The sequence below is a fragment of the Kitasatospora sp. NPDC092286 genome, from assembly GCF_044755565.1.
Classification (GTDB): domain Bacteria; phylum Actinomycetota; class Actinomycetes; order Streptomycetales; family Streptomycetaceae; genus Kitasatospora.
In genome coordinates this window covers 67,888-82,567 of the sequence record NZ_JBIVRD010000025.1, presented here as the reverse complement: position 1 = coordinate 82,567, position 14,680 = coordinate 67,888, and the positions used below count along the sequence as shown (strand labels likewise).

Genomic DNA, 14,680 nt, shown 5'->3' with positions numbered 1-14,680 from the left:
CACCCCAGCCGTCCGGCCGCCCCGGCGAACGGGTGTCAGGACACCGGCCGGGAGTCCGCCCAGACGCCCTCGAACTCCTCGCGGTAGACCTCCAGCAGCCCGGCCTCGGTGCCGCCCGGCTGCTGGCCGGCGCCGCCGCGCAGCACCAGGGCGGGCGACTCCATGCCCCGGGCCCGCCGCAGGTAGGGCTGGACGACGCCGAGGTCGCGGGTCTGGCGGCGGCCGCCGCCGCTCTGGCCGGCCGGGCGCGGACCCTCGACCAGGTAGGCGGTGAACCGCGGGGTCTCGTCGAAGACCCGGATCTCGAAGCCGCCCTGGTCGCGCAGCCGGGCCCGGACCCGGCGGACGTGCATGATGTTCATCTCGATCGAGCGGGCCAGCTCGCCGCGGCCGAGGCCCAGCTCGCGCTCGCGGCGGCGGACCGCGCTGCTGGCCGGGTTGAGGAAGAGCAGCCGGACCCGGCAGCCGTCGGTGGCCAGGCGCACCAGCCGCTTGCCGGTGTAGTTCTGGCAGAGCATGCCGAGGCCGATGCCGAGCGCGTCCAGCCGCCGGGCGCCGTCCAGCAGGTCCTCCACCGGCAGGTCGCGCTGGAGCCGGACCCGGTCGGCGTGCACCGCGACCACGTCCGCGTAGCGGCCGGCCACCAGGGACTCGACCACGTCGGCCGGGACGCCGCCGGCGCCGCCGTCGAGCACCGCGAGCAGCCGGGCGGCGGCGCGTTCGGTCTGGGCGAGGACGGTCTGGGTGAGGACGCGGTTGCGGGAGACCACGTGCCGGGCGACCTCCAGTTCGTCCAGGGCCAGCTCGATCTCCCGCCGGTCGGCGAGGTACGGCTCGAAGCAGGGCCAGTGCTGGACCATCAGTTCGCGCAGCTGGGGCAGGGTGAGGAAGACCAGCGGGTCGTCGTCGGCCGGGTCGAGCAGATAGCCCTTGCGGCGGCTGACCTCGCGGACCGCGCCGGCCCGGTGGGCCCACTCCTCGCCGGCCGGTCCGGCCGCGGCCGTCACCCAGTCCTCGCCGTGGGCGGGGGCGTAGATGGGGTGGAGCACCTCGTCGACGAGCGAGCGCAGCCGCTGTTCGACCAGGTTGAGCCAGACGTACGCGCGCCCGGCGAGCCGGACCCGCTGGTAGGCGTCCTCCCACTCGGCGCCGGACCAGGCCAGGGCGGGGATCTCGACCGGGCCGCCCTGGGCCGGGACGACGGCGCGGCCGGTCAGGGTGGGGCGCATGACGACGGTCGGCGCCTCGCTGCGGGTGCTGCCACGGTCGGGGCCACCGGGCCCACCGCCACGGCCGCCGGCGGGGAACACCATGCGCCACCTCACCTGGTTCCTGCTGGAGCCCCGCTTCCGCCGGTTCTGCCGGAAGGCTCTGCTGATCGTTTCTTCTGATGGATCGCCACGGACACGAAGCGGCCGGACGATCAAGAGTACTGCCCGCCGCGAGCGGCCCGCAGCCGGTTGACCGACGGGCCCGCCCCGCCACGCCCAGCCGCGCCCGGCCGCGCCCCGGCGGCCCCGGGGGCACCCGCCGATCACCCGCCGGACACCCGTTCGGGCGAACACAGGGCAAATGGTCCCGCCGCCGGGCGAAGCGTCGGGGAGTATGCGGACTGTGCCGTCCAGCGCGGCACGCGACCGCCGCACATGCCCGGCCGCCCGGCCGGGAAGAGAGCAACCGAGCCCGGAGCACGATCGGACTGCACGTCAGTTTCCGTTGACTACAGGGGAGTTGAGGACTCATGCAGGTCTGGCCAGGGGCGCCCTACCCCCTCGGTGCCACCTTCGACGGGGCCGGCACCAACTTCGCGGTGTTCTCGGAGAGCGCCGACCGGATCGAGCTCTGCCTGCTCGACGCGAACGGCTCGGAGACGGCCGTGGAGCTGCGGGAGACCGACGCCTTCGTCCGGCACGCCTACCTCCCGGGCGTCCAGCCCGGCCAGCGCTACGGATTCCGCGTCCACGGCCCGCACAACCCGGGCCTCGGCCAGCGGCACAACAGCGCCAAGCTGCTGCTGGACCCGTACGCCAAGGCCATGAGCGGGCACATCGGCTGGGACGAGGCCGTCTACGGCTACCACTTCGGCGCGCCGGAGCGCCGCAACGACCTGGACTCCGCCCCGCACACCATGCACTCCGTGGTGATCAACCCGTACTTCGACTGGGGCACCGACCGCCCGCCGCGCACCGACTACCACCGCACGGTGGTCTACGAGGCCCATGTGAAGGGGCTGACCAAGCTCCACCCGGGCATCCCCGAGGAGATCCGGGGGACGTACGCGGGCCTGGCCCACCCGGCCGTGATCGAGCACCTGGCCAAGCTCGGCGTCACCGCGATCGAGCTGATGCCGGTGCACCAGTTCGTCCGCGACCACCGGCTGCGCGACCTGGGCCTGGCCAACTACTGGGGGTACAACACCATCGGCTTCTTCGCCCCGCACTCCTCCTACTCCTCCACCGGGGACCGCGGCCAGCAGGTGCAGGAGTTCAAGTCGATGGTGAAGGCCCTGCACGCGGCCGGCATCGAGGTGATCCTGGACGTCGTCTACAACCACACCGCCGAGGGCAACCACCTCGGCCCCACCCTCTCGCTGCGCGGCCTGGACAACGTCTCCTACTACCGGCTCGCCCGGGACCAGCGGTTCTACGAGGACACCACCGGCACCGGCAACAGCCTGCTGATGCGCAGCCCGCACGTGCTCCAGCTGATCATGGACTCGCTGCGCTACTGGGTCACCGAGATGCACGTGGACGGCTTCCGCTTCGACCTCGCCGCCACCCTGGCCCGGCAGTTCCACGAGGTGGACCGGCTCTCCTCCTTCTTCGACCTGGTCCAGCAGGACCCGGTGGTCTCCCAGGCCAAGCTGATCGCCGAGCCCTGGGACCTCGGCGAGGGCGGCTACCAGGTCGGCAACTTCCCCCCGCTGTGGACGGAGTGGAACGGCATGTACCGGGACACCGTCCGCGACCTGTGGCGCGGCGAGAACGCCACGCTCGCCGAGTTCGGCTCCCGGCTCACCGGCTCCTCCGACCTCTACCAGGACGACGGCCGCCGCCCGATCGCCTCCATCAACTTCGTCACCTGCCACGACGGCTTCACCCTGCGCGACCTGGTCTCCTACAACGAGAAGCACAACGAGGCCAACGGCGAGGACAACCGGGACGGCGAATCCTTCAACCGCTCCTGGAACTGCGGCGCCGAGGGCCCCTGCACCGACCCCGCCGTCGAGGAGCTGCGCGCCCGCCAGCAGCGGAACCTGATCGCCACCCTGATGCTCTCCCAGGGCGTGCCGATGCTCTCGCACGGCGACGAACTCGGCCGCACCCAGCAGGGCAACAACAACGCCTACTGCCAGGACAACGAGCTGTCCTGGATGCACTGGCCGCAGGGCGACGGCCCGGAGGCCCGGCTGCTGGAGTTCACCCAGGGCATGATCTGGCTCCGCCGCGACCACCCCGTCTTCCGCCGCCGCCGCTTCTTCCACGGCCGCCCGGTCTCCGGAACGCACGACGACCTCACCGACATCGCCTGGTTCACCCCCAGCGGGGAGGAGATGACCAAGCGCAACTGGGGCGCCAACTACGCCAAGTCGCTCACCGTCTTCCTCAACGGCTACGCCATCTCCGAGCCGGACCGGCGCGGCGGGCGGATCGTGGACGACTCCTTCCTGCTGATGTTCAACGCCCATTTCGAGCCGCTGGAGTTCACCGTCCCGGCCGACCACGGGCAGGAGTGGCAGGTCGTGGTCGACACCGCCCAGCCCCGGCTGCCCGCCCCCGGCGCCGGTGCCCGGGTCAAGGCCGGGGACGTGCTCTGGCTCACCGACCGCTCGCTGATGGTGCTGCAACGGCCCGCCTGAGCAGGTGGTTCACCTGTTCGGATCAGCAACGGGTCTTGACGGCGGGCTCGCCCGGGTAGTCATGGACACATGACCTACGCCGCCGAGCCCGCGCAGCCACGCCCGGCCGCCGTACCGTCCACCGCGGCCGCCCCGGGGCCCGCCGCCCCCACCGCCAGCTACCGGCTCCAGCTCCAGCCCGGCTTCACCCTCCGGGACGCCACCGCCGCCGTCCCCTACCTCGCCGCCCTCGGCGTCTCGCACCTGCACCTCTCCCCCCTGCTGACGGCCGCCCCCGGCTCCACCCACGGCTACGACACCGTCGACCACGGCCGGATCAGCGAGCAGCTCGGCGGCGAGGCCGCCCTGCGCGCGCTGGCCGCCGAGGCCCACCGGCACGGCCTGCGGCTGATCGCCGACGTGGTGCCCAACCACATGGCCGTCCCCGTCCCCGAACGGCTCAACCAGCCGCTCTGGCACGTCCTGCGGGACGGCCCCGACTCGCCGTACGCCCGCTGGTTCGACATCGACTGGGCGGCCCAGCCGGGGCCGGCCGACGACCCCGGCCGCGGCCGGGTCCTGCTGCCGCTGCTCGGCGGCCGGCTCGGCACCGTCCTCGACGAGTTCACCGTCGACGGCGAGGTGCTGCGCTACCACGACCACGCCTTCCCGCTCCGGCCCGGCACCGCCGGCCTCCCGCTCGACCAGCTGCTCGCCCGGCAGTGGTACCGGCTCGCCTGGTGGCGCCTCGCCCGCACCGAGCTGAACTACCGGCGGTTCTTCACCGTCAACGAGCTGATCGCCGTCCGGGTCGAGGTGCCCGAGGTGTTCGAGGCGACGCACGGCCTGCTGCTGCGGCTGCACGCCGACGGCGTCCTGGACGGCTTCCGGATCGACCACCCGGACGGCCTCGCCGACCCGCGCGGCTATCTGAACCGCTTCGCCGAGGCCACCGGCGGGGCGTACACCGTGGTCGAGAAGATCCTCACCGGCGACGAACGGCTCCCCGCGGACTGGCCGTGCGCCGGCACCACCGGGTACGACGCGCTGCGCCGGATCGACGGCGTGCTCACCGACCACGCGGGCGCCTGCCGGCTGGCGGGGGCGTACGAGGCCTTCGTCAGCGGTGTGCCCGGCGGCGGCGAGCCGTGCGCCGACCCGCACCCGGCCGTCGCCGCCGCCCGGCGCGGCCGGTCCGACATGACCGGCCCGAACGGCGAGCTGGCGGCCGAGCTCGAGCGGCTGGTCCGGATCGCGCTCCGGATCGGCGCCGACGAGCCCGCGTACGCCGACCACGCGCCCTGGCGGCTGCGGGCCGCGCTCCGGCGGGTGCTCACCGGCTACCCCGCGTACCGCCCGTACGCGCGGCCCGGCGAGCCGGTGCCGGAGGCCTCCGCCAGGCAGTTGCGGGCCGCGCTGGACGGGGCCGGGGCGGCGGACGGGGCCGGGGACGCCACGGACGCCCTGGTCGCGGACCTGGCGCTGGGGCGGCTCGGCGGCGGGCCGGCCAAGGAGGAGTTCTGCGCCCGCTTCGGGCAGACCGCCGCCGCCGTCGCCGCCAAGGGCGTCGAGGACACCGCCTTCTACCGGTGGAACGCCCTGCTGAGCCTCAACGAGGTCGGCGGCGAACCGGCCAGGCCCGGGCTCCCGCCCGGCGCCTTCCACGACTGGTGCCGGTACATCGAGGCGCACTGGCCGCACACCATGACGGCGCTCTCCACCCACGACACCAAACGCAGCGCCGACGCCCGGGCCCGGCTCGCCGTCCTCGCCGAGCAGCCGGACCGCTGGGCCGCCGAGGCCGCCGCCTGGTCCGCGGCCGCGGGCCCCGGCGGTGACCCGGACAGCGACTGGACGCTCTGGCAGACCCTGGTCGCCGCCTGGCCGATCGACCCGGACCGGCTGGTCACCGCCCTGCTCAAGGCCGCCCGCGAGGCCAAGCTGCGCACCTCCTGGACGGCCCCCGACGCCCGCTTCGAGCGGGCCCTCGCCGACCGCGCCCGCGCCGTCTACGGCAACCCCGGGCTGCTCCCCCGGATCGAGGGGTACGGGCACACGCTCGCGCCGTACGCCCGGGCCAACACCCTCTCCGCCGCGCTGCTGCACCTGACCGTGCCCGGGGTGCCGGACCTCTACCAGGGCGGCGAGGAGCCGCTGTACACGCTGGTGGACCCGGACAACCGGGGCGTGGTGGACCTCGGCGCGCTCGCCGTCCGGCTCACCGACTCCGCCACGGCCAGGACCGGGGACCTCGCGCGGGAGAAACTGCACCTCACCGCGGCCGCGCTCCACCTGCGGCGCGAGCGGCCGCTCGGCGCCTACCGGCCGCTGACCGCCACCGGCCGCGCCGCCGGCCATCTGCTCGCCTTCGCGCGCGGGGACGACGTGGTCACGGCGGTCACCCGGCTGCCGTACGGCCTCGAACGGGCGGGCGGCTGGCGGGACACGGCGCTGGAGCTGCCGCCGGGCCGGACCGGGAGCGGCGGACCGGGGGCGGACGCGGTGTGGACGGACGAGCTGACCGGGCGGGCTTACCCAGGGGGCGCGGTGCCGGTGGCCGAGCTGCTGGCCGCCTGCCCGGTGGCGCTGCTGACCCGGAGGGGCCGCGGGTGAGGACGTACGAGGTGTGGGCCCCGGCGGCCGCCGAACGGGTCGAGGTGGAGGTCGGCGGCGAGCGGCACGCGCTGGCCCGGGACGGCGCCCGGCCCGGCTGGTGGCACGGCGGGGCACCCACCGGGGACTACGCGTTCCGCCTGGACGGCGGCCCGCCGCTGCCCGACCCGCGCTCGCCCCGGCAGCCGTACGGGCCGGACGGGCCCAGCCGCCCGGTGGACCACGCCGCGTTCAGCTGGTCGCGGACCGGCTGGCGCGGCCGTCCGCTGCCCGGCGCCGTCCTGTACGAGCTGCACATCGGTACCTTCACCGCCGCCGGCACCTTCCAGGCCGCCGCCGAACGCCTGGACCACCTGGTCGAGTTGGGCGTCGACTTCGTCGAACTGATGCCGGTCTGCCCGTTCCCCGGCCGGCACGGCTGGGGCTACGACGGGGTCTCGCCCTGGGCCGTGCACGAGCCCTACGGCGGCCCGGAGGGGCTGAAGCGCTTCGTGGACGCCGCCCACCGCAAGGGCCTCGGCGTCGTCCTGGACGTGGTGCACAACCACCTCGGCCCGTCCGGCAACCACCTTCCCCGCTTCGGCCCGTACTTCACCGACCGGCACCACACCCCGTGGGGCTCGGCGGTCAACCTGGACGCCCCCGGCTCGGACGAGGTGCGCGACTATCTGATCGGCAGCGCGCTGGCCTGGCTGCGCGACTACCGGATCGACGGCCTGCGGCTGGACGCGGTGCACGCCCTCGCCGACGACCGCGCCGTCCACTTCCTGGAACAACTCTCCGGCGCGGTCGACCGGTTGGCCGTCGCCACCAACCGCCCGCTGTTCCTCGTCGCCGAGTCCGACCTCAACTCCCCCCGCACCACGGCCCCGCGCGAGGCCGGCGGCCAGGGCCTCACCGCCCAGTGGAGCGACGACTTCCACCACGCCCTGCACAGCGCGCTCACCGGTGAATCCCAGGGCTACTACGGCGACTTCGCGCGCGCGCCGCTGGCCGCCGTCGCCAAAACGCTCACCCGCGGCTTCTTCCACGACGGCGGCCGGTCCTCGTTCCGCGGCCGCGGCCACGGCCGCCCGTTCCCGCCGGCCGGCGGACACCGGCTGCTCGGCTACCTGCAGACCCACGACCAGGTCGGCAACCGGGCGCTCGGCGACCGGATCTCGGCCGGCCTCGGCCCCGGACCGCTCGCCGCCGGGGCCGCGCTGGTGCTCACCTCGCCGTTCACCCCGATGCTGTTCATGGGCGAGGAGTGGGGCGCGACCACCCCCTGGCAGTACTTCACCGACCACACCGACCCGGACCTCGCGGAGGCCGTCCGGCAGGGCCGGCGGCGGGAGTTCACCGAGCACGGCTGGCAGGCCGGGGAGGTGCCGGACCCGCAGGAGCCGGCCACCGTACTGCGCTCCGTCCTCGACTGGACCGAACCCCGGCGCGCCCCGCACGCCGGGCTGCTCGCCTGGTACCGCACGCTGATCCGGCTGCGGCGCGCCCGGCCGGAGCTGTCCGACCCGGACCTCGCCGGCGTCCGGGTGGAGTACGACGAGGCCGCCCGCTGGCTGGTGGTGCACCGGGGGCCGTACCGGGTGGCGGTCAACCTGGGCCCCGGGGCCGCCGAGGTGCCGCTGGGCGCCGCCGGGCGGGAGACGGTGGCGTCGTTCGGCGGGTGCGGGCTCGACGGCACGGTGGCACGGCTGGCCGCCGGGTCGGTCGCGGTCGTCCGGACCTGAGCCGTCCGGCCGACCGAAGGAACCGGCTCACCGGGGAAACCGGCTCACCAGAGGAAGGTGCCGATCCGCTCCCGCAGGGAGGCGGCGTCCAGGCCGTAGGCGGCCAGGTGCTCGGGGATCGAGCCGTAGTGCCGGTGCTCCTCGCGCGGCACCCCGAGGCCCAGCACCCGGTGCGGCCGGTCGTTCAGCGCGGCGTGCGCCTCGTTGGCGGAGGTCCCGGCCAGGTAGGGCTCGACCAGCACCACGTCCGCCCGCCCGGCGGCGGCCGCGCGCAGCCCGGCCGCGTCGAACGGCCGCACCGTCACCGCGTACAGCACCGTGACGTCCAGGCCCTCGGTGGCCGCCAGCGCGGCGTCCAGCATCGGCCCGACCGCGACCACCACGCCCGCCGAGCCCCGGCGGACGGTGCTGAAGCGGCCCGCCTCGACCGGGACCGCCGCCGCGTTCTGGTGCGCGGAGAGCCGGACGTACACATTGCGGTCGCCGTCGGCGACGGCGTGGCGCAGCAACCGCTCGGCCTCGTCGGGGTGTCCGGGCACATGGACGGTCCAGTCCGGCAGGGTGTCCAGCAGGGCGACGTCGCCGGGCGACATGTGGGTGCGGCCACCGGCCGGCCAGTCGTACGAGCCGGCGGCGCTCACCAGCACCGCGCCGACGCCCTGGTGCACGAGGTCCAACTTGACCTGCTCAAAGGGGCGTTCGACCAGGAAGCCGGCGAAGGTGTGGGCGATCGGCCGCATCCCGGCGAGCGCCAGGCCGCCGGCGGCGCCGATCAGCAGCTGCTCGCGGATGCCCACGTTGATCACCCGGTCGGGGTGGCGCCCGGCGGCCGTGGCGAAGCCGGCGGCGCTGATGTCGGCGAGCACGACGGCCAGCCGGGGGTCGTCGTCGAGCAGGCGGGTGGTGACGTCGAAGAAGCGTTCGCGCATGGTGTCCACGGGAGGTTCCCTCTCACTGGGCGGGTCGGGCCGGGCTGGGCGTTCAGGGGTGGGCGGGGCCGCTACCCCCGCGTGGAGCCGTCCTCCTTGGGCTCGACGCGGGCCACCACGACCCGCGGCCGTCCCGGGTGCCCGGCGGTGAACGCCGCGTACAGCGCCTCGTGGTCGCGGCCGTCCACGGTCTCGGCCGACCAGCCCTCGGCGGCGAACCGGGCCGCGATGCCGCCCTGCCAGCCGTGCGTGGCCGAGGAGTTGTCGATCACCACGGTGTGCAGCCGGTCCAGCCCGTACGCGCCGGCGAAGGCCACCGCCTCGTGGTTGGAGCCCTCGTCGAACTCGGCGTCCCCGACCAGCACCCAGACGGCCGGGTCGGTGAGCCCCTGGGCACGCAGACCGAGGGCGGTGCCGACGGCCAGCGGCAGCCCGTGCCCGAGCGAGCCGGAGCCGATCTCGACGCCCGGGATCAGCGTGCGGTCCGGGTGGTGGCCGAGCGGCGAGTCGTAGGCGCCGAAGCCGGACAGCAGACGCGGCTCGATGAAGCCCTTGGCGGCCAGCACGGCGTAGTAGGCCATCGGGCCATGACCCTTGGAGAGCAGGAAGCGGTCACGGTCCTGCACCTCGGCGGTGGCGGGGGTGACCCGCAGCACGCGGTCGTAGAGCACCCAGAGGGCGTCCAGGGTGGAGGTGGCGGCGGGGCCGTGCTTCTCGTCGCCGGTCATCAGGGCCATCAGGCCCGGGAGGTCTTCGAAGGCGGCTTCAGCCGTTTCAGCGCTCATGCGCACGATGCTGCAACTTAAAGCCAGCTTGAAGTCAAGCGGTTACAGTGGGCGCCATGACCGCCACCGGACCGAGCCGGCACGACCTGCTCACCATCGGCCGGCTCGCCGAGCGCAGCGGCCTCGCCGCCTCCGCCCTGCGCTACTACGAGAAGCTCGGCCTGATCCACGCCACCCGCACCACCGGCGGCCAGCGCCGCTACACCCGCGCCACGCTGCGCCGGGTCGCCTTCGTCCGGGCCGCCCAGCGCGTCGGCCTCTCCCTCGACGAGGCCAAGGTCGCCCTCGACCGGCTCCCCGAACTCCGCGCGCCCACCCCCGCCGAGTGGGACGGCGTCGCCCGGTCCTGGCAGAGCCGCATCGACGACCAGATCGCCGAACTCCAGCGCCTCAAGGCCAAGCTCACCGGCTGCATCGGCTGCGGCTGCCTCTCGCTCTCCCGCTGCACCCTCTACAACGCCGCCGACCGCGCCGCCGCCACCGGCCCCGGCGCCCGCTACCTCCTCACCCGCGACCCGGACACCGGCCCCGAACCCGCCCCGGCCGAGGCCCACTCCTGCGGCGCCCCGGACGCGCCCTGAGCCCCCACCCCCGCGGAGGCCCCCACGGGCCGCGCCGTCGTCAGGCCTTGCGGGCCGCCATCCAGGCGTAGACCAGGATCCCGGCGAAGAGGAAGAGCACGCCCTGGTAGACCGCCGTGTAGCCGGCGCCGGCGACCAGCCACAGGGAGAAGGCGAAGGCGCCGAGACCGAGGGCCGCGTCCCTGGCCAGCCGGCCGGGGGTCACCCGGTCCCGCTCGCCGGCCACCAGCCAGTACAACTGCGCGGCGGCGGACAGCAGGTACGGCACGGCGGCGGTGAAGGTGGTGATCAGCACCAGGGTGTTGAACGCACCCCGGGATCCGGCGGTGAAGTTGAGGACGGTCAGCAGCGAGGCCAGGGTGACGCTGATCAGGACGCCGAAGACCGGGACGCCGCGGCGCTTCGTGGCGAAGGCGGCCGGGAAGAGCCCGTCCCGCGCGGCCGCGTACGGTGCCTGGGCCGACAGCAGGGTCCAGCCGTTGAGCGCGCCGACCATCGACACCAGCGCGGCGACCGCGATGACCGTGCCGCCCCACGAGCCGCCGAACATGACGTCGACGGCGTCGGAGAAGGGCGCGGTGGAGTGGACGAGCCGGTCGTGCGCGACCGTGCCGAAGACCGCGAGCGTCCCGAGCAGGTAGACCACCGCCGCGCCCAGTGTCCCGAGCACGCTGGCCCGGCCGACGTTGCGCTCCGGGTCGCGGACCTCGCCGGCGCTCATCGCGGCGGACTCCACGCCCAGGTAGCTGAAGAGCAGGATCGCCGCAGCGGCCGTCACCCCGCCGACCACGCCCTTGCCGGAGGCGTCGAAGGGGCCGAGGTTGGCCGGCTCGAAGAAGCCCAGCCCACCGATCGCGACCAGCGCCAGCGGGACGAGCTTCAGCACGGTGGAGACCACCTGGACGACACCCACGTAGCGGGTGCCCGCCAGGTTGGCGAGCGCGGGCAGCCACTGGACGGCCAGCGCGGCGGCGAGCGTCAGCCCGGTGGAGTGCTGGATGGGCAGCAGCACGTCGAGGTAGCCGACGGCGGCCACGGCGAGCGCCGCGTTGCTGACCACGGTGGTGATCCAGTACGACCACGCCGCGAGGAACCCGGCGAAGTCCCCGAAGGCGGCGCGGGCGTAGACGTACGGGCCACCGGTCCGCGGATCGCGCCGGGCGAGCCGCCCGAAGACCAGCGCCAGCGCGACGGCCCCCGCCGTCACCACCCCCAGGGCGACCAGGCTGACCGTCCCGTAGGGCGCGACGGCGGCGGGGAGCATGAAGATGCCGCCCCCGATGATGTTCCCCATGACCAGCGCGGTGGCGGCCACCAGGCCGAAGCGCCCGCCCCGGCGCGGGGACGGGGTGGGCACCGCGCCCCCGCCCGCCCCGGTCGTGACCGGCGCACTCGAATCGGGTGTCCGCCGGAGGGCGGCCGGGCTGGCTTGCATCAGGGTGGTGCGCCTTTCGTGGTCCTGCTCGCGCTCTGTGGAGCAGGTGCCATGGTCGCCCAGGCGGCACTTCGTACCCAAACGGAACGATTTGTTCCCGTCCGCCCGGCACACCGCCGCAAAAACGGCGGCCGTACCGGCTCCGCACCGGCACTCGTCCTGCGACCCCGTCAGCGGCCGCCACGTCCGGAACCGGGCGGAATCGGGCGAAACGCCCCCCGATCACCGGCGTGCGATCACCGGCGTGCGATCACCGCCGTCCGGTCACCGCCGTCCGGCCGGCCTGACCGGAGCCGGAGCCGAGGCCGGGCGGAAGGTGCGGCGGTAGGTGTCCGGCGGGACACCGACCACGCGGTTGAAGTGGCGGCGCAGGGTCGCCGCGCTGCCCATCCCGACCCGGGCGGCCACCTGGTCGACGCTCTCGTCGGTGCTCTCCAGCAGCTCCTGGGCGCGGTGCATCCGCTGGGTCAGCAGCCACTGCAGCGGCGTCGTCCCGGTGGCGGCGGTGAAGTGCCGGCCGAGGTTGCGCGTGCTCATGTGGACGCGGCGGGCGAGGTCGGTGACGGTCAGCGGCTGGTCCAGATGCTCCAGCGCCCAGGCCAGCAGGTCCGCGAGGGCGGGGCCGTCGTCGGCCGGCACCGGCGCGGCGATGAACTGGGCCTGGCCGCCCGACCGGTGCGGCGGCACGACGAGCCGGCGGGCCAGCGCGTTGGCGACGGCGCCGCCGTGGTCGGTGCGGACCAGGTGCAGGCACAGGTCTATCCCGGCGGCCTTCCCGGCCGAGGTCAGGACGCTCCCCTCGTCGACGTAGAGGACCCCGGGGTCGACCTGGACACGGGGGTAGCGCTCGGCCAGCAGCCCGGTGTGCATCCAGTGGGTGGTGGCCCGGCGGCCGTCGAGCAGGCCGGCGGCGGCCAGGACGAACGCCCCGGTGCAGATGGAGGCGACCCTGGCCCCGGCCTCGTGCGCGGCGCGCACGGCCTCGACCAGGTCGGCGGGCGGCGGCTCGGTGACGTCGGAGCAGGCCGGGACGATGACCGTGTCCGCCGCGACGAGCTCGTCGAGCCCGTGCGGCGTGACGGCCTGGAGCCAGCCCCCGACCCGCACGCCGGGCGGGGCGCAGACGGTGAACTCGTACCAGGGGTCGACGAGGTCGGGGCGGTCGATGCCGAAGATCGTGCAGGGAGCCGCGAGCTCGAACAGCGGCATTCCGTCGATGACGGCCAGCGCAACAGAAGCCATGTCCTTAACTGTACGCATGATGGCGTTCCGGACGCTCGTGCTCGGCGGAACCGGTCGCCAGCATGGAGGACATGACCAAGCACGTGATGACGTCCGCCGACACCTCGGCGCGTCCGCTCGACCGCCCGGCCGTCGGCGACGACCGGGCGTGGCTGCGGGCCGGGGTGGCCGTGGCGGCGGTGGGCTGGGGGGCCAATCAGTTCGCGCCGTTACTCCTGCTCTATCAGGCCAAACTGGGCCTCTCGGCCGCCACGGTCCAGGCCACCTTCGGCATGTACGCCATCGGGCTGATCCCCGGCCTGCTGCTCGGCGGCCCGGTCTCGGACCGGTACGGCCGCCGCAGGCTGATGCTTCCGGCGCTGATCACCTCCCTGCTCGCCACCGTGGCACTGATCGCCGGCGGAACGGGGCTCGGCTGGCTGTTCGCCGGGCGGGTGATCTCCGGCATCGCCAGCGGCGCGGCCTTCAGTTCCGGTACCGCCTGGATCAAGGAACTCTCGCTGGGCGGCTCCCCCCGCGAGGCCAACCCCGGCCCCCGGCGGGCGACCGTGGCGATGACCACGGGCTTCGCCGCGGGCCCCCTGGTCGCCGGGCTGCTGGCCCAGTGGGCGCCGTCCCCCACCGTGGTGGCGTATCTGCCGCACCTCGTCCTGACGGCCGTCGCCGTCCCGCTGGTCCTGGGCGCCCCGGAGACGGTGACCGGGCAGCAGGGGGGCAGCCTGTTGCGCCGGCTGCGGGTGCCGGCGGTGCGCGAACGCCGGTTCCGTACCGTGGTGGCGCCCCTGGCGCCCTGGGTGTTCGGCTCCGCCTCGATCGCGCTGGCCTATCTGCCCGCGCTGGTCAGGGAGCGCATGGGCGGCAACGCGCTGGTGTTCGGCGCCGTGGTCACCATGCTGACCGGGCTGGCCGGCATCCTGGTCCAGCCGCTGGCCCGCAGGATGGACGACGCCCGCAGGCCCCGCCTGCTCGTCATGGCGATGGCGATCGTCGTGGCCGGTCTGCTGATCTCCTCGGCGGCCGCGCAGACGACGCAGCCGGCGCTCGTCGTCGTGGCGACCCTGGTGCTCGGCGCGGGCTACGGCTGCTGCCAGGTGTGCGGGCTGCTGGAGGTGCAGCGCCTGGCCCGTACCGAGGACCTGGCCCGGCTCACCGCCGTCTACCAGGCGCTCTCCTACCTGGGCTTCGCCGTCCCGTTCGTGCTGTCCGCGCTCCAGCACTCGGTGTCGCCGAGCGTGCTGCTGCTCGCCGTGGCCGCGCTCGCCGTCCTGACGCTGGCGTGGACGGCGGCCGGGGCCACGCGCGGCCGCCGGGCCGACTCCGGCGCCCCGACCGCCCCGTGACCGCACGATGGCCGGCCCGCGACCGCGCGTCGACCGCACGACTCCCTCCTGATGACCCGTCAGCGCTGTCAACCGGACACGGCGGAGCAGTCAATTCGCCCCGGGCTACGGGACGGTGAGCGCGCGCCCGGCCTGACGCCCCGTAGCGTCCGAGAGCACGCCCCGACGCGCACCGACCACCGAAGGAGCC

At 74.8% G+C, this 14,680-nt stretch carries 10 protein-coding genes; 5 read left to right on the top strand and 5 right to left on the bottom strand.

The window, feature by feature from the left end; translation table 11 throughout:
- Positions 1 to 35: 35 nt before the first annotated feature.
- The gene (locus ACIQIB_RS24535) at positions 36 to 1,313 is read right to left on the bottom strand and encodes an SAV2148 family HEPN domain-containing protein (RefSeq protein WP_363609231.1); all 1,278 of its coding nucleotides are present in this window, start codon (positions 1,311 to 1,313) and stop codon (positions 36 to 38) included.
- Between the two features lie 428 nt (positions 1,314 to 1,741).
- Between ACIQIB_RS24535 and glgX the strand changes: the two genes are divergently transcribed.
- The 3 genes from glgX to treZ all read left to right on the top strand — a co-directional run bounded on the left by glgX (position 1,742) and on the right by treZ (position 8,178).
- Positions 1,742 to 3,859, top strand: a complete 2,118-nt coding sequence (gene glgX / locus ACIQIB_RS24530) for a glycogen debranching protein GlgX (RefSeq protein WP_363609233.1) — start codon at positions 1,742 to 1,744, stop codon at positions 3,857 to 3,859.
- Positions 3,860 to 3,928: 69 nt separating this feature from the next.
- On the top strand, positions 3,929 to 6,451 hold the full coding sequence (treY, locus tag ACIQIB_RS24525; protein ID WP_400760609.1) for a malto-oligosyltrehalose synthase: 2,523 nt from the start codon (positions 3,929 to 3,931) through the stop codon (positions 6,449 to 6,451).
- On the top strand, positions 6,448 to 8,178 hold the full coding sequence (gene treZ, locus ACIQIB_RS24520) for a malto-oligosyltrehalose trehalohydrolase (RefSeq protein ID WP_400760607.1): 1,731 nt from the start codon (positions 6,448 to 6,450) through the stop codon (positions 8,176 to 8,178). Before treY ends, treZ begins: the two co-directional genes overlap by 4 nt.
- A gap of 44 nt (positions 8,179 to 8,222) precedes the next feature.
- On the opposite strand, the gene ACIQIB_RS24515 is transcribed toward treZ, so the two are convergent.
- Positions 8,223 to 9,116 carry a transketolase family protein gene (locus ACIQIB_RS24515; protein ID WP_400760605.1) on the bottom strand — a complete coding sequence of 298 codons (894 nt, stop codon included), beginning with the start codon at positions 9,114 to 9,116 and terminating at the stop codon, positions 8,223 to 8,225.
- A 62-nt stretch (positions 9,117 to 9,178) separates the two neighbouring features.
- A complete protein-coding gene (locus ACIQIB_RS24510; protein WP_400657996.1) occupies positions 9,179 to 9,892 on the bottom strand; it encodes a thiamine pyrophosphate-dependent enzyme in 714 nt (237 codons plus the stop codon).
- 56 nt (positions 9,893 to 9,948) lie between these two features.
- Here ACIQIB_RS24510 and soxR point away from each other — a divergent pair, with 56 nt between their 5' ends.
- On the top strand, positions 9,949 to 10,473 hold the full coding sequence (gene soxR / locus ACIQIB_RS24505; protein WP_363609243.1) for a redox-sensitive transcriptional activator SoxR: 525 nt from the start codon (positions 9,949 to 9,951) through the stop codon (positions 10,471 to 10,473).
- A 40-nt stretch (positions 10,474 to 10,513) separates the two neighbouring features.
- On the opposite strand, the gene ACIQIB_RS24500 is transcribed toward soxR, so the two are convergent.
- Both ACIQIB_RS24500 and ACIQIB_RS24495 read right to left on the bottom strand, forming a co-directional pair.
- Complete coding sequence (locus tag ACIQIB_RS24500) at positions 10,514 to 11,908, bottom strand: amino acid permease (RefSeq protein ID WP_400657999.1); 1,395 nt, start codon at positions 11,906 to 11,908, stop codon at positions 10,514 to 10,516.
- 264 nt (positions 11,909 to 12,172) lie between these two features.
- Complete coding sequence (locus tag ACIQIB_RS24495) at positions 12,173 to 13,150, bottom strand: helix-turn-helix domain-containing protein (RefSeq protein WP_400760603.1); 978 nt, start codon at positions 13,148 to 13,150, stop codon at positions 12,173 to 12,175.
- Between the two features lie 71 nt (positions 13,151 to 13,221).
- On the opposite strand from ACIQIB_RS24495, the gene ACIQIB_RS24490 reads away from it, so the two are divergent.
- Positions 13,222 to 14,490, top strand: coding sequence for an MFS transporter (locus ACIQIB_RS24490; protein WP_363609248.1), 1,269 nt, complete (start codon positions 13,222 to 13,224; stop codon positions 14,488 to 14,490).
- Positions 14,491 to 14,680 lie beyond the last annotated feature (190 nt).

Excerpts from the sequence above, each read along its gene's own strand:
- soxR (WP_363609243.1), top strand. The coding sequence starts at position 9,949 with ATGACCGCCACCGGACCGAGCCGGCACGACCTGCTCACCATCGGCCGG.
- ACIQIB_RS24500 (WP_400657999.1), bottom strand. The coding sequence starts at position 11,908 with ATGCAAGCCAGCCCGGCCGCCCTCCGGCGGACACCCGATTCGAGTGCG.
- ACIQIB_RS24490 (WP_363609248.1), top strand. The coding sequence starts at position 13,222 with ATGACCAAGCACGTGATGACGTCCGCCGACACCTCGGCGCGTCCGCTC.
- ACIQIB_RS24495 (WP_400760603.1), bottom strand. The coding sequence starts at position 13,150 with ATGGCTTCTGTTGCGCTGGCCGTCATCGACGGAATGCCGCTGTTCGAG.
- ACIQIB_RS24510 (WP_400657996.1), bottom strand. The coding sequence starts at position 9,892 with ATGAGCGCTGAAACGGCTGAAGCCGCCTTCGAAGACCTCCCGGGCCTG.
- glgX (WP_363609233.1), top strand. The coding sequence starts at position 1,742 with ATGCAGGTCTGGCCAGGGGCGCCCTACCCCCTCGGTGCCACCTTCGAC.
- ACIQIB_RS24535 (WP_363609231.1), bottom strand. The coding sequence starts at position 1,313 with ATGGTGTTCCCCGCCGGCGGCCGTGGCGGTGGGCCCGGTGGCCCCGAC.
- treY (WP_400760609.1), top strand. The coding sequence starts at position 3,929 with ATGACCTACGCCGCCGAGCCCGCGCAGCCACGCCCGGCCGCCGTACCG.